This is a genomic window from Halomonas nitroreducens, from assembly GCF_003966155.1.
Classification (GTDB): Bacteria; Pseudomonadota; Gammaproteobacteria; order Pseudomonadales; family Halomonadaceae; genus Halomonas; species Halomonas nitroreducens.
Genome location: NZ_RXNS01000018.1, coordinates 64,347 through 78,817, shown reverse-complemented (window position 1 = coordinate 78,817; position 14,471 = coordinate 64,347). Strand labels below are relative to the sequence as shown.

Here is a 14,471-nt window from a genome sequence, read left to right as displayed (position 1 = left end):
GCCGGCGGCCCATGGACGGGAGACACGATGCGCGCGCTGCGACCCCACCTCTTCCTGCTGATGGTGGTGGCCATCTTTGCCGGCAATATCCTGGTCGGGAAGGCCCTGGCGGGGCTGCCGCCCTTCACCATCTCCCTGGGGCGCGTGGCCATCGCGCTGCTGGTGGTGCTGCCGCTGGGGCTTCGCCAGGCGCGGCGGGCCTGGCCGGTCTTCCGGCGTCACTGGCGGCCGCTGCTGGGCCTGGCCCTGTCCGGTGTGGCCTTCTTCAACGCCCTGATCTATGCCTCGCTGAAGTTCACCTCGCCGGCCAACGTGGCCATCCTCGAGAGCCTCATCCCCGTGGTCACCTTGCTGTTGAGCGCCATGCTGTTCGGCGAGCACTATCGCGGGCGGCAGTGGCTGGGCGTGGCACTGTCCTTTGCCGGCGCCCTGGCGGTGATCACCGCCGGCCAGGGCGAGCTGGCCATGCCCGGCGGGGTCAACCCGGGGGACCTGATCATGCTGCTGGCGGTGCTGGTCTGGGTGGGCTACTCGCTGCTGGTCAAGCGGCACATGGCGCGCTTCCCCCGCTATGGCGGGCTGCTCGTGATGCTGGTCATCGCCAACCTCGCCCTGGCGCCGATCGCCCTGCTGGAGGGGGCCTGGCGGGTGCTGCCGCGGCTGTCCGGCGAGGAACTGGCCGGGCTGGCCTACCTGGGGGTGTTCCCCTCGGTGATCGCCCTGCTGCTCTACAACCAGGCGCTGGCCGCGCTGGGGCCGACGCGCACTGCCGTCTACCTCAACCTGCTGCCGGTCTTCACCATGCTCGGGGCCTTCCTGTGGCTGGGCGATCCCATCCTCGGCCGTGAGGTGGCGGGCAGCCTGGTGGTGATCGTCGGCGTCTGGTGCACCCTGGCGCCACCACGCCCCGGCTGAGGCCGGCTCAGCCCGGCGTGGACGCCTTGCGCGCCAGCAGGGCGCGGAACAGCGAGCCCATCAGCACCGGCCGGTCGGCCTCGATCACGAAGCCGGCGCCTTCCAGCAGGGGCCGGGCCTGGCGGGTGATATCGGTGGCGATGGCCGAGGTGACGAGGTTCAGCGCCCGCCGGCCGGGGCCGGCCGGCCGCTCGTCGGCCTGGAACTTGTCCATCACGCACAGCTGGCCATCGGCGGCCAGTACCCGGTGGGCCTCGACCAGGCCGCGCGCCGGGTCCGGCATCACCGCCAGGATCAGGTGCATCACCACCACGTCGAAGTGGCCATCGGGGTAGTGCAGGTCCTCGGCGTCCATCACCTCGGCTTCCAGGTCCCGCTCCATGGCCTCGGCGCGGGCGGCGAGGCGCTGCACCATGGCCGGGGACAGGTCGGTGGCATGGAGCTCGATGTCCCGGGGCAGCCAGGGCAGATCGAGGCCGGTGCCGGCCCCGACCAGCAGCACCCGCATGCCCGGTCGCCAGTGCACCTGGGCTAGCGCCTGGCGGCGCGCCTGGCGGAAGGCGCGCTCGGCGACGTGGTCGTAGAGCGGGGCGTAGAGGCCGTAGCGCAGGCGGTTCCAGGCCGTGGTGTTGAGCATCCGGGCATCCTCCTCGAGCAGACCCCTACCATAGCCGATCCCGCGGTGGCGCGTATCGACGGCCCTCGCCCTGCCTTTTTCACAATTCGCCGTCCCATTGCTGAAAGCCCCCCTGGTGGGGGGTCCCTATACTCGAGTGAACTTGGATTCATCCTGACGAGCCTTGGCTCGCGACAACGGAGAGTGACATGACCCAGACCCCGACCCGCACCGATTTCGACCAGTACATGGTGCCCAATTATGCGCCGCAGAAAGCCATTCCGGTGCGCGGCGAGGGCAGCCGCCTGTGGGACCAGGAGGGCAAGGAGTACATCGACTTCGCCGGCGGCATCGCGGTGAACTCCCTGGGCCATTGCCATCCGGTGCTGGTCAATGCCCTCAAGGAGCAGGCCGACAAGCTGTGGCACCTCTCCAATGTCTACACCAACGAGCCGGCCCTCAAGCTGGCCCGCTCCCTGGTCGAGCGGACCTTCGCCGACAAGGTCTACCTGTGCAGCTCCGGTGGCGAGGCCAACGAAGCCGCACTGAAGCTGGCGCGCCGCTGGGCCCACGACACCCATGGCGAGCACAAGCACCGCATCGTCTCCTTCACCCAGTCCTTCCATGGCCGGACCTTCTTCACCGTCAGCGTCGGTGGCCAGCCCAAGTACTCCCAGGGCTTCGGTCCGGTGCCGGGCGGCATCGTCCACGGCGAGTTCAACAACCTCGACAGCGTGCGCGACCTGATCGACGGCGACACCTGTGCAGTGATGGTCGAGCCGATGCAGGGCGAGGGCGGCATCATTCCCGCCGATCCCGCCTTCCTCCAGGGCCTCCGCGAGCTGTGCGACCAGCACGACGCCCTGCTGGTCTTCGATGAGGTGCAGACCGGCGTGGGCCGCTCCGGCTCGCTGTACGCCTACATGGACTACGGCATCACCCCGGACATCCTGACCAGCGCCAAGTCCCTGGGCGGCGGGTTCCCGGTGGGCGCGATGCTGACCACCGACCGCATCGCCCCGGCCATGGGCATCGGCACCCATGGCTCCACCTATGGCGGCAATGCCCTGGCCTCCGCCGTGGCCCTGGCCGCCATCGAGCACATCGACACCCCCGAGGTGCTGGAGGGCGTCAAGCGTCGTCACGACCTGTTCCGCGAGCACCTCGAGGCGATCAACCGCAAGCATGGCGTGTTCCAGGAGATCCGCGGCATGGGCCTGCTGGTCGGCGCCGAGATGAGCCCCGCCTACCAGGGCCGCGCCAAGGATATCCTGCCGCTGGCCATCGATGAGGGCGTAATGGCCCTGGTCGCCGGTCCCAGCGTGCTGCGCATGGCGCCGTCGCTGGTGATCCCCGAGGCCGATATCGCCGAGGGCATGGCGCGCCTGGAGCGGGCGATCGCCCGGATGGTGGCTGCCCAGTGAGCCTCGGCCGCGCTCAGCGAGACCCTGAATCATCCAGTGGAGGCCATGCCATGCTGGTCGTACGTCCCACCCGGCCGGCGGATTTGCCGGCCCTGGAGCGGCTGGCCGGCAGTGCCACGCCGCGCCTGACCAACCTGCCGGCCCACCGGGACCGCCTCGAGGAGCGCATCACCCGCTCCCAGCGGGCCTTCGAAGCCGAGGTGGAGTTTCCCGGCGACGAGCACTACACCTTCGTGCTCGAGGACCTGGAGCGCGGCGAGGTGGTGGGGACCGCCACCATCCGCGCCCAGGCCGGCGCCCGGGAGGCCTATTACACCTACCGGCAGGAGACCCTCATCCATGCCTCGCAGCAGCTCGACGTGCGCCGCGAGGTACAGTCCCTCTCGCTGTCCCACGAGGTCTCCGAGGCGAGCCTGCTGTGCGCCTACTCGCTGGACCCCCGCTACCGGGGCACCAGCGCCGAGAGCCTGCTGCGCCGCGCGCGGCTGATGTTCATCGCCCAGTACCCCGAGCGCTTCGCCGAGATCCTGGCGATGGCCTTCCCGGGCTACCTGGACGACGACAACCAGTCGCCGTTCTGGAACAGCGTGGGCCGCCACTTCTTCGTGCGCGACTACCAGGAGATCAACTACGTGGCCGGGGTGCGCTCGAAGAGCTTCATTGCCGAGGTGATGCCCCAGTTCCCGCTCTACCTGGCGCTGCTCACGCCCCAGGCCCGGGCGGCCATCGGCCGCGAGCACCCGGACCACGAGACGGCCATGGACGAGATGCTCGCCGAGGGGTTCTTGCGCTCCCGTCACGTCGATATCTTCGATGCCGGACCGGTGATCAAGGGCGAGCGCGACCGGCTCGAGAGCTTCCGGCATGCCGCCTGGCACCCGGTGCGCATCCGGCCGGCCCATTCGCTGCCGGATGCCGAGCCGGCGATGATCGCCAACCAGCGGCTCCACGATTTTCGCTGCGTGGTGGCGCGCTATGCCCTGTCGCCCACCGGCCAGCTGATGCTGTCGCCGGAGCACGCCGAGCTGCTCGGCGTCGAGGAAGGCCGCGCCGTGCTGGCCGCGCCGCTCGCCCTGCCGGGCGACGCGCATGACCCGGGCTACGACGAGGGAGAGCTGTGATGCGCATTCGACCCATTGCCCCGTCCGACCTGGACGAGCTGCAGGCCCTGGCCCGGGAGACCGGGGTGGGCTTCACCTCGCTGCCCGACAACCGCGAGTTCCTGGCCCAGAAGATCGATACCGCGGTGAGCGCCTTCCAGGAGCGCACGCCGGTGGACCAGCGGCTCTACTTCTTCGTCCTCGAGGACGACGACACCGGCCGGCTGGCCGGCTGCTGCGCCATCGAGGGGCAGGTGGGCCGCGAGGTGCCCTTCTACCACTACCGGGTGGGCACCCTGGCGCACTCCTCGGTGCAGCTCGACCTGCACCGCACCATCGATACCCTGTTCCTGAGTTCCGACCACACCGGCGACGCCGAGGTGGCCTCGCTGTTCCTGCGCCCCGAGTACCGTGGGCGCGACCGTCGCCACGAGCGCAACGGCGCCCTGCTGTCGATGATGCGTTGGCTGTTCATGGCCCAGTTCCGCGACCGCTTCCCCGACAAGGTGCTGGCGGAGATGCGCGGCGTGTTCGACGCCGAGGGCAAGAGCCCCTTCTGGGAATGCCTGGGCAGCAACTTCTTTCCGCTGGATTTCAATGAAGCGGACAGACTTACGGGGTTGGGACAAAAGAGCTTTATCGGCGAGCTGATGCCCAAGTTCCCGATCTATACCCCCTTCCTCTCCGAGGAGGCCCGGGCCTGCATCGGCCAGGTTCACGAGCACACCCGGCCGGCGCTGGCGATGCTCAAGAAGGAAGGCCTGCGCTGGGAAGGGTTCATCGACATCTTCGACGGTGGCCCCACCGTGGAAGCCTACATCGACGACGTGCGCGGCGTGCGTCTGTCGCGAACCTGCCGGGTGGAGGTCAAGGCCGGTGAGCTGGCGCAGGCCGAGCGGCCACGCTGGCTGGCCGCCACCACTTCCATGGCCGGTTTCCGCGCGGCCTGGCTGGGCCGCGGCCCCGGCGACGACGGCGTAATGACCCTGAGCGAGGCCGAGGCGGCACGCCTCGAGGTCGGCGCCGGGGACACCCTGCGCATTCTGGATAGCGACGAGGAGGCGTGATGAAGGCGACACAACGGCTGCTGATCGGCGGTCAGTGGCAGGACGGCGAGGCCGAGGGCTTCGCCAAGCAGGACCCGGTCTCGGGCGAGACGCTGTGGCAGGGCGCCGCCGCTTCCGAAACCCAGGTGAGCGCCGCCGTGGACGCGGCTCGCGCCGCCTTCCCGGCCTGGGCGCGCCAGCCCTTCACCGAGCGACAGGCATTGGTGGAGCGTTTCCGCGAGGTGCTGGAGAGCCACCGCGAGGACCTGGCCACGGCCATCGCCGGCGAGACCGGCAAGCCGCTCTGGGAGGCCCGCACCGAGGTCGGCGCGATGATCGGCAAGGTGGCGATCTCGATCCGCAGCTACCAGGAGCGTACCGGTGAGCGTGAGCGCGACCTGGGCGACGCCCGGGCGGTGCTGCGCCATCGTCCCCATGGCGTGATGGCGGTCTTCGGTCCCTACAACTTCCCGGGCCACCTGCCCAACGGCCACATCGTGCCCGCGCTGCTGGCCGGCAACACCGTGGTCTTCAAGCCCAGCGAGCAGACCCCGCTGACCGCCGACCTGACCCTGCAGTGCTGGCGCGAGGCCGGCCTCCCCGAGGGGGTGATCAACCTGGTGCAGGGCGCGGCCCCGGTGGGCCAGGTGCTGTCGGCCCATCCCGGCATCGACGGCCTGCTGTTCACCGGCAGCGCCAAGGTCGGCGGCCTGCTGCAGCGTCAGTTCGCCGATCAGCTCGACAAGATCCTGGCTCTCGAGCTTGGCGGCAACAACCCGCTGGTGATCAAGGACGTACCCGACCAGGACGCCGCGGTGCTGACCATCCTGCAGTCCGCCTTCCTGTCCGGTGGCCAGCGCTGCACCTGCGCGCGCCGGCTGATCGTGCCGGAAGGGCAGGTGGGCGATCACTTACTGGACGCGTTGTCGGACGCCATCTCGCGTCTCCACGTGGCCGACCAGTTCAGCGAACCGGCGCCCTTCTACGGCGGCCTGGTGAGCCCGGCGGCGGCCGACGGCCTGCTCGAGGCCCAGGACGCCCTCGAGGCCATGGGCGGCACCGTGCTCGCGCGCATGGAGCGCCTGGAGGAGGGCACCAGCCTGCTCAGGCCCGCGCTGATCGACGTCACCGGCCTGGCGGTTCCCGACGAGGAGCACTTCGGCCCGCTGCTCAAGGTCTACCGCTACCGTGACTGGGACGAGGCCCTGGCCCTGGCCAACGATACCCGCTATGGCTTGTCTGCCGGCCTGATCGGCGGGGAGCGTGACGACTGGGACGACTTCCTGCTGCGCATCCGTGCCGGCATCGTCAACTGGAACCGCCAGACCACCGGCGCCTCCGGCGACGCGCCCTTCGGCGGCGTGGGCGACAGCGGCAACCACCGCCCGAGCGCCTACTACGCTGCCGATTACTGTGCCTATCCGGTGGCCTCCATGGAGAGCGAAGACCTGCACCTGCCCGACAAGCTGCCGCCGGGGGTGTCGCTGTGAGCCTGAACATGATGCCGAGCCCGACCGAGGCGCTCCGAGCGCGCTCTTACAAGACCGCCGCGGACTACTGTGCCTATCCGGTGGCCTCCATGGAGAGCGAAGACCTGCACCTGCCCGACAAGCTGCCGCCGGGGGTGTCGCTGTGAGCCAGGAAACCAATCCGACGGTGCGCGAGGTCAACTTCGATGGCCTGGTGGGACCGACCCACAACTACTCGGGGCTGGCCCACGGCAACGTGGCGTCGATGAGCCACGAGGGCCTGGTGGCCAACCCCCGGGAGGCCGCGCTGCAGGGCCTCGAGAAGATGAAGTCGCTGATGGATGCCGGCTACGCCCAGGGCGTGCTACCGCCCCAGCAGCGTCCCGACCTGGGCGCCCTGCGCGCCCTGGGCTTCTCCGGCAGCAATGCCGAGGTGCTGGCCCGGGCCGCCGGCGAGGCACCGCAGCTGCTGCGGGCGGTGTGCTCGGCGTCCAGCATGTGGACCGCCAATGCCGGCACGGTGACGCCGAGCGTCGACGCTGTGGACGGTCGGGTGCATTTCACCCCGGCCAACCTGCAGTCGAGCTTTCACCGCTACCTGGAGCCGGAGACCACCGCCCGAGTGCTGGGATCGATCTTCCGTGACGAGGCGCACTTCGCCCATCACCCGGTGCTGCCGGCGACCCCGGCGTTCTCCGACGAGGGGGCGGCCAACCATACCCGACTGTGTGCCGACCACGGCGAGGCGGGCGTGCACCTCTACGTCTACGGCCGCCAGGCCTTCGGTGGCGACGACGTCGAGCCACGCCGCTTCCCGGCCCGACAGACCCTGGAGGCCAGCCAGGCGGTGGCCCGCCAGCATGGCCTCAAGGCGGCCCAGACGGTGTTCGCGCAGCAACACCCGGAGGCCATCGACGCGGGCGTCTTCCACAACGACGTCATCGCCGTGGGCAACGGCCCGGTGCTGCTCTACCACGAAATGGCCTTCCGTGACGAGCAGGGCACCCTGGACGCACTGCGGGCCAAGATGGCCACGCCTCTGATCCCGGTGCGCGTGCCCACCGAGGCGGTGAGCCTGGACGATGCCGTGGCCTCGTACCTGTTCAACTCCCAGCTGCTCAGTAACCCCGATGGCACCATGACCCTGGTGGTACCGGGGGAGTGCCAGGAGCGGGAGGCGGTATGGCGCTGCCTGCAGGACCACCTGCTGGCGGGCCATAACCCGATCGCCGAGGTGGTGGTCAAGGACGTCAAGCAGAGCATGCGCAACGGTGGCGGCCCGGCCTGCCTGCGGCTGCGTGTGGCACTCTCCGAAGCGGAGCGGGCCGCAGTCTCCGGGCGGGTGCTGCTGGATCATGCCCTGTACGGCGAGCTCACTGCCTGGGTCGAGCGCCACTATCGCGACCGCCTGGCGCCGGCCGACCTGGCCGACCCCCAGCTGGCCGAGGAGACCCTGGCCGCGCTGGACGAGCTGACCCGCATCCTGCGGCTGGGCGACGTCTATCCCTTCCAGCGCTGCTGAGCCCGATGGCGTGGAGGTAGCCCTCCTGGCCCCGCCTGTCGGCGGGGCTTTTTTCGTTACCGGGAACAGGTTCACGCGCCGGGGGCTCGGCGCGGGGCAGGGCGGCGGTTATGCTGGTGGCCGCCGATTCACTACCCAAGGAGGCCTCCGTGGCCGGTAGCAGCCTGCTGACCCTGATCGATGATATCGCCACCATCCTCGACGACGTGTCCCTGATGACCAAGGTGGCGGCCAAGAAGACCGCCGGGGTGCTGGGTGACGACCTGGCCCTCAATGCCCAGCAGGTCACCGGCGTGAACGCCGACCGCGAGCTGCCGGTGGTCTGGGCAGTGGCCAAGGGGTCGCTGCGCAACAAGGTGATTCTGATTCCCGCTGCGCTGCTGATCAGCGCCCTCCTGCCGCCCCTGGTGACGGTGCTGCTGATGCTGGGCGGGGCCTACCTGTGCTTCGAGGGGGCCGAGAAGCTGGCCCACAAGTTCCTGCACGGCGAGGAGGACGAGGCTGAGCATGCCGAAAGGGTCAAGGCGCTGGCCACCGAGGATGTCGACATGCGCGAGTTCGAGCGGGAGCGCATCAAGGGTGCCATCCGCACCGATTTCATCCTCTCCGCCGAGATCATTGTCATCACCCTGGGCACGGTCGCCGGGGTGGCGCTCGGCCAGCAGGTGGCGGTGCTGGTCGGCATCGGCTTGCTGATGACCGTCGGGGTCTACGGGCTGGTCGCCGGCATCGTCAAGCTCGACGACCTGGGCCTCTACCTCAGCCATCGCGAGGGTGCTGTGGCCGGGCTGGGGCGCGCCCTGGTGGCCGGTGCCCCCTACCTGATGAAGCTGCTCTCGGTGGTTGGCACCGTGGCCATGTTCCTGGTCGGCGGCGGCATCCTCAGTCACGGCATTCCCGCCGTGCACCACGTCGTCGAGGGCGTCGCGGAGGTCGAGCTGGCGGTGCCCGGACTCGATGCCATTGTCCATGGCCTGGGCCCGATGCTGCTCAACCTGGTGTTCGGCCTCGCCGTTGGCGCCGTGGTGCTGGGCGGGGTGACGCTGGTCCAGAAGCTGCGCCGGGGCTGACATGGTGGGGAATCATGAACGCGACACCTCGGCGTCGTCGGGCGCGGCGGCCTCGCGCGATCCGGTGGACGTGGCCGTGGCTCCCGGATCGCCGCTCGACGACTATCGCGAGGCCATCGAGTGCGGCAGCTTTGTCGCCGATGCCGCCCAGTGGCGCGCGGTCGAGGCGCTGGAGGCAACCTTCCAGGCCCTGCAGAGGGGGGAGGAGGCGGTGGCCGGCGTCTACTTGTGGGGCTCGGTCGGTCGCGGCAAGACCTGGCTGATGGACCGCTTTGCCCGCACCTTGACGGTCCCGGCCAGGCGCCAGCATTTCCATCACTTCATGCGCTGGGTGCATCGGCGGCAGTTTCAGCTCTCGGGCACCCCCGACCCGCTGCGTCGTCTGGCGGCGGAACTCGCCGCGGACGTTCGGGTGCTGTGCCTGGATGAACTCTTCGTCAGCGACATCGCCGATGCCATGCTTCTGGGGCGCCTGCTGGGGGCGCTGTTCGAGGAGGGAGTGGTGCTGGTCGCCACCTCCAATCAGGCGCCGGCGCAGCTCTATGCCGACGGTTTCAACCGCGAACGCTTCCTGCCGGCGATCGACGCGATCATCCATCACATGGGGGTGGTGCACCTGGACGGCGACCAGGACCACCGCCGGCATCCGGGGCAGGAGCAGCGCCGCTACTGGATTCACGCGCCGGGCCAGCCTTCCCCGCTGGCCGAGGTCTTCGCGCGACTCAGCGACGGCCAGGCGACAGGCACCTCGCCCATCGAGCTGGGCCACCGTGACATCCCGGTACAGGCGCACGGCGACGACGTGCTGTGGTGCCACTTCGCGGCGCTGTGCGAGCAGCCCCTCTCGGCGCTGGACTTCATCGGCCTCTGCGACCGCTATCGTCATTTGCTGATCGGCGAGGTCCCGCGCCTCGACGGCGGAGCGCTGGCGGGCGGCATCGCCCGGGGCACCGAGGATGCCAGTGCCCGGGTCGCCACCGGCGATCGCGAGCTGCCGGCGCTGACCCGCCAGGACGACGGCGTGCGGCGCTTCATCGCCCTGGTCGACGAATGCTACGACCGGGGCGTGCCGTTGTACCTCGAGGCTCATGTGCCACTCGAGTCCCTTTACCGCGACGGCCACCTGGCCTTTCCCTTCCAGCGCACCCTGAGTCGGCTGCGCGAGATGCAGCTGGCGCGCTTCGGCCGCGACTGACAGTTTCCCGACGCCCCGATCGAGGGGCGCCTCGCGAGTTTTCTCCCTTCCGCCTACGCCCTGGCCTTACGCCTCCTCCTCTCGCCTCGAGGAGGAGGCGCCCGGGCGGCCGAATGGCGACCCTGACCGGAGTAAACGCCCGGCCCGGCATGACGGGGCCGGGCCATCGCGCCACGACTCTGCACAACAACAAAGGGGATCGACATGACACGACGCCACGCCTTCCTCACCTCTCTGCTCGCCGCCACCCTGGGCGCCGGCGCCGTCCTTCCGGCCATGGCCTTCGAGGACGATACCCTGACCGTCTGGATCGGCGACAACAAGGGACCCCAGGGCATCCGCGAGGTGGCCAGCCGCTTCACCTCCGACACCGGGATTGCCGTCGACATCGTCCATCCCGACGATGTGACTAACCGCTTCCAGCAGGCGGCGGGCAGCGGCCAGGGGCCGGACATCGTCATCTTCGCCCACGACCGCATGGGGGAATGGGCCCAGAGCGGGCTACTCAAGGCCGTCGCGCCCTCCGATGCCTACCGAGAGCGCTACTTCGACTTCACCTGGGACGCCGTCGAGTGGAACGGTGGGACCTATGGCTACCCCATCTCCGTGGAATCGCTGGGCCTGATCTACAACAAGGACCTGGTGGAGGAAGCGCCGCAGAGCTTCACCGAACTCGCCAAGCTCGATGCCGAGCTCGCGAAGGACGGCAAGAAAGCGATCCTGTTCAATTACGGTGAACCCTACTTCAGCTGGCCGTTGCTGGCCGCCAAAGGCGGCTATCCCTACCGCAGCACCGAGTCCGGCTATGACGTCAGCGACATCGGCGTCAACACCGACGGTGCCGTGGAGGGCGCTCGGGTATTGAGCGAGCTGATCGAGTCCGGCGTGTTGCCCGAGGGCACCGATTACAGCGTCACCGACACCCGCTTCAACCAGGGCGAGGTGGCTGCCATGATCAGCGGCCCCTGGGCCTGGAGCAACCTGGAGAAGAGCGGGATCGACTTCGGCGTGGCCCTGCTGCCCAAAGTCGGCGACGAGCGGGCCAAGCCGATGTTCGGGGTGATGGCCGCGATGATCAACTCGGCCTCGCCCAATGACTTCCTGGCCACCGAGTTCCTCGAGGGCTACCTGCTCGAGGAGCAGGGATTGCGTACCTTCAACGGCAACGGCTCGCTGGGGGCCGTGGCCCACAAGGCCTATCAGCAGGACCTGGCGAGCGATCCGCGGATCGCCGCGACCCTGGCGAATGCCGAACTCGGCGAGCCGATGCCGAACATCCCCGAAATGGGGGCCTTCTGGTCGGCCATGGAACCGGCGCTGCAGAACATCGGCAGTGGCCGACAGTCGCCCCAGGCGGCGCTGGATGCCGCTGCCGAGCGCATTCGCAACGCCATCGAGTAACGCTTCCCTTCCAGTGTGCAGGCACCCGGCCGGCCCTGAGCCAGGGCCAGGCCGGGGCAGATCGCAGGTGACCCCCATGTTTGTGACCAATGCCTCGCGAGGCCTCCCGCGGCCTCCCGCGGCATCGCTCCCGCTACCCCGCTGAACGCTACACCCGTTGGATGCTGCGGGCCCTGACGGCTCTGCTGGTGCTGGCGACTCTGTGGCTGGTGATGGCTTTTCATCTCCGTGGCCAATGGATGTTCGCGCTGCTGTTCCTGGTGCTGGGGGCAAGCCTGGCGATCGTGTTCGGCAAGCGTGAGCTGATGAGTCATCGCTACATCTATCCGGCACTCGCCGGAATGGGCGTGTTCGTGATCTTCCCGCTGGTCTATACCATCGGTATCAGCTTCAGCAACTACAGCTCGAGCAATCTGCTCAGCGAGGAGCGGGTGCGTGTCCAGTTCCTCGACCAGACCTATCAGGCCGAGGGCCAGGCCTTCGATTTCCAGCTGATCCGCGAGGGCAAGCGCACGCGCCTCTACCTGGAGGCCGAGGTCGCGGGGGAGGTCAGGCGGCTGGTATCTCGCCCGCTGGCGCTGGCCGTGGACGGACAACCCCTGACGGTCGAGCCGGCCCGGGCGATCCCGCCGGGGGAGGTGCTGGGTATCCGCGAGGTGATCGCCCGGCGTGATACCCTCGAGGCCCTGGCCCTGGTGACCCCGGCCGGCACCGAGCTGCAGTTGGCGGGTCTGCGCAGCTTCGCGCCCATCCTGCCTCGCTTCGCGGAGAACCCCGACGGCAGCCTGACCGACCTGCGCGACGGCACTACCCTGACACCGAACCACGAGACCGGCTTCTTCGTCACCGAGGACGGCGAGCGGCTCACCCCCGGTTGGCCGGTGGCGGTAGGCCTGGACAACTACACCAAGATCTTCACCGACCCCGACATCCGCGGGCCCTTCCTGCAGATCTTCGTCTGGACCTTCGTCTTCGCCGGGCTGACGGTGGTGTTCACCCTGGCGGTGGGCTTCTTCCTGGCCACCCTCCTGCAATGGGACCAGCTAAGGGGCAAGGCCATCTACCGCACCCTGTTGATCCTGCCCTATGCGGTGCCGGCCTTCATCTCGATCCTGATCTTCAAGGGCATGTTCAACCAGAACTACGGGGAGATAAACCTGATCCTCGAGAACCTGTTCGGCATCAGCCCCGACTGGTTCACCGACCCGGCGATGGCCCGCACCATGCTGCTGATCGTCAACACCTGGCTGGGCTACCCCTACATGCTGCTGCTGTGCATGGGGCTGATCCAGTCGATCCCCCGCGACCTCTTCGAAGCTTCCGCGGTGGACGGCGGCGGACCGCTGACCAACATGGTCCGGATCACCCTGCCGCTGATCCTCAAGCCGCTGACGCCGCTGCTGATTGCCGCCTTCGCCTTCAACTTCAACAACTTCGTGCTGATCACCCTGCTCACCGGCGGTAGCCCGGACATCCTCGGCGCGAGCACGCCAGCGGGCACCACCGACCTGCTGGTCAGCTACACCTACCGTATTGCCTTCCAGGATGCCGGCCAGAACTTCGGCCTGGCGGCAGCCATCGCCACCCTGATCTTCCTGCTGGTGGTCGGCCTGTCGGTGCTCAATCTGCGCCTGTCCAAGGTTTCGGTCTAGGAGATTTCACATGGCCATGGTTCAACCCCGTTCCATCCGCACCCGCAAGCTGGGTGCCCACCTCGCCCTGCTGGGCTTCGTCGCCATGGTGGTCTTCCCACTGCTGCTGGTGATCTCGATCTCCTTCCGCGAGGGCAACTTCGCCACCGGCAGCCTGATCCCCGAGCGCTTCTCGCTCGAACACTGGGCGCTGGCCTTCGGCATCCCCTGGGAGCGCCCCGACGGCACCGTCGTCCAGCCGCCGTTCCCGGTGCTGCTGTGGCTGTGGAATTCGATCAAGGTGGCGGTGGTGTCCTCGCTGATGATCCTGGCGCTCTCCACCACCAGCGCCTATGCCTTTGCGCGCATGCGCTTTGCCGGCAAGGCGCCGATCCTCAAGGGCATGCTGATCTTCCAGATGTTCCCGGCGGTGCTCTCGCTGGTGGCCCTCTATGCCCTGTTCGACCGCCTGGGGCAACTGGTGCCCTGGCTGGGCATCAATACCCACGGGGCGCTGATCCTGGCCTCGCTGGGCGCGGTGGCGCTGCACATCTGGACCATCAAGGGCTACTTCGAGTCCATCGACGGTTCTCTCGAGGAGGCCGCCATGGTCGACGGTGCCAGCACCTGGCAGGCGTTCCGCCACATCCTGCTGCCGCTGTCGGTGCCGATCCTGATGGTGGTGTTCATCCTCGCCTTCATCATGTCGATCATGGAGTACCCGATGGCCTCGGTACTGCTGCTCGACGAGGACAAGCTGACCCTGGCCGTCGGCGCCCAGCAGTACCTCGCCGAGCACAACCAGCGCTGGGGTGACTTCGCCGCGGCGGCGGTGCTCTCCGGCCTGCCCATCACCCTGGTCTTCCTGCTCTGCCAGCGCTGGATCGTCGGCGGGCTGACCTCGGGGGGCGTGAAGGGCTGACCCCCAGCCGGACTTCCTCGTCCCGACAGGGACTCCCGCTTCCCCGGCCGTCGCCGGGGTTTTTTCATGCCGTGGCCGAGGCCATGGCTGGTTCCGGCCAGTCGGGATCGGAGCAGTGGGGGATCGGATCGTCCGATCGTCGTAGAGTGCCACACCGGTG

At 68.7% G+C, this 14,471-nt stretch carries 13 protein-coding genes; 12 read left to right on the top strand and 1 reads right to left on the bottom strand.

Going from position 1 to position 14,471, the window contains the following annotated elements:
* Positions 1-27: 27 nt before the first annotated feature.
* Complete coding sequence (locus EKG36_RS16940) at positions 28-915, top strand: DMT family transporter (RefSeq protein ID WP_126486248.1); 888 nt, start codon at positions 28-30, stop codon at positions 913-915.
* Positions 916-922: 7 nt separating this feature from the next.
* On the opposite strand, the gene EKG36_RS16935 is transcribed toward EKG36_RS16940, so the two are convergent.
* Positions 923-1,552 carry a class I SAM-dependent methyltransferase gene (locus EKG36_RS16935; RefSeq protein ID WP_126486246.1) on the bottom strand — a complete coding sequence of 210 codons (630 nt, stop codon included), beginning with the start codon at positions 1,550-1,552 and terminating at the stop codon, positions 923-925.
* A 188-nt stretch (positions 1,553-1,740) separates the two neighbouring features.
* On the opposite strand from EKG36_RS16935, the gene EKG36_RS16930 reads away from it, so the two are divergent.
* The 11 genes from EKG36_RS16930 to malG all read left to right on the top strand — a co-directional run bounded on the left by EKG36_RS16930 (position 1,741) and on the right by malG (position 14,311).
* Positions 1,741-2,955 (top strand): aspartate aminotransferase family protein, encoded by a 1,215-nt coding sequence (locus EKG36_RS16930; protein ID WP_126486244.1) that lies wholly within the window; start codon positions 1,741-1,743, stop codon positions 2,953-2,955.
* A 50-nt stretch (positions 2,956-3,005) separates the two neighbouring features.
* Positions 3,006-4,076 (top strand): arginine N-succinyltransferase, encoded by a 1,071-nt coding sequence (locus EKG36_RS16925; protein ID WP_126486242.1) that lies wholly within the window; start codon positions 3,006-3,008, stop codon positions 4,074-4,076.
* A complete protein-coding gene (gene astA / locus EKG36_RS16920; protein ID WP_126486240.1) occupies positions 4,076-5,122 on the top strand; it encodes an arginine N-succinyltransferase in 1,047 nt (348 codons plus the stop codon). Before EKG36_RS16925 ends, astA begins: the two co-directional genes overlap by 1 nt.
* The gene (gene astD / locus EKG36_RS16915; protein WP_126486238.1) at positions 5,122-6,591 is read left to right on the top strand and encodes a succinylglutamate-semialdehyde dehydrogenase; all 1,470 of its coding nucleotides are present in this window, start codon (positions 5,122-5,124) and stop codon (positions 6,589-6,591) included. Before astA ends, astD begins: the two co-directional genes overlap by 1 nt.
* An 8-nt stretch (positions 6,592-6,599) precedes the next feature.
* Positions 6,600-6,737, top strand: a complete 138-nt coding sequence (locus EKG36_RS20535; protein WP_185827590.1) for a hypothetical protein — start codon at positions 6,600-6,602, stop codon at positions 6,735-6,737.
* Positions 6,734-8,092: an N-succinylarginine dihydrolase gene (gene astB, locus EKG36_RS16910; protein WP_126486236.1), complete on the top strand. Its 1,359-nt coding sequence runs from the start codon at positions 6,734-6,736 to the stop codon at positions 8,090-8,092. Before EKG36_RS20535 ends, astB begins: the two co-directional genes overlap by 4 nt.
* A gap of 149 nt (positions 8,093-8,241) precedes the next feature.
* Positions 8,242-9,162 carry a DUF808 domain-containing protein gene (locus EKG36_RS16905; protein WP_221766110.1) on the top strand — a complete coding sequence of 307 codons (921 nt, stop codon included), beginning with the start codon at positions 8,242-8,244 and terminating at the stop codon, positions 9,160-9,162.
* Between the two features lies 1 nt (position 9,163).
* On the top strand, positions 9,164-10,357 hold the full coding sequence (gene zapE / locus EKG36_RS16900) for a cell division protein ZapE (protein ID WP_126486232.1): 1,194 nt from the start codon (positions 9,164-9,166) through the stop codon (positions 10,355-10,357).
* 204 nt (positions 10,358-10,561) lie between these two features.
* The gene (gene malE, locus EKG36_RS16895; protein WP_126486230.1) at positions 10,562-11,758 is read left to right on the top strand and encodes a maltose/maltodextrin ABC transporter substrate-binding protein MalE; all 1,197 of its coding nucleotides are present in this window, start codon (positions 10,562-10,564) and stop codon (positions 11,756-11,758) included.
* A gap of 89 nt (positions 11,759-11,847) precedes the next feature.
* Complete coding sequence (gene malF, locus EKG36_RS16890) at positions 11,848-13,410, top strand: maltose ABC transporter permease MalF (protein WP_126486228.1); 1,563 nt, start codon at positions 11,848-11,850, stop codon at positions 13,408-13,410.
* A 10-nt stretch (positions 13,411-13,420) separates the two neighbouring features.
* A complete protein-coding gene (gene malG / locus EKG36_RS16885; RefSeq protein WP_126486226.1) occupies positions 13,421-14,311 on the top strand; it encodes a maltose ABC transporter permease MalG in 891 nt (296 codons plus the stop codon).
* Positions 14,312-14,471: the final 160 nt, after the last annotated feature.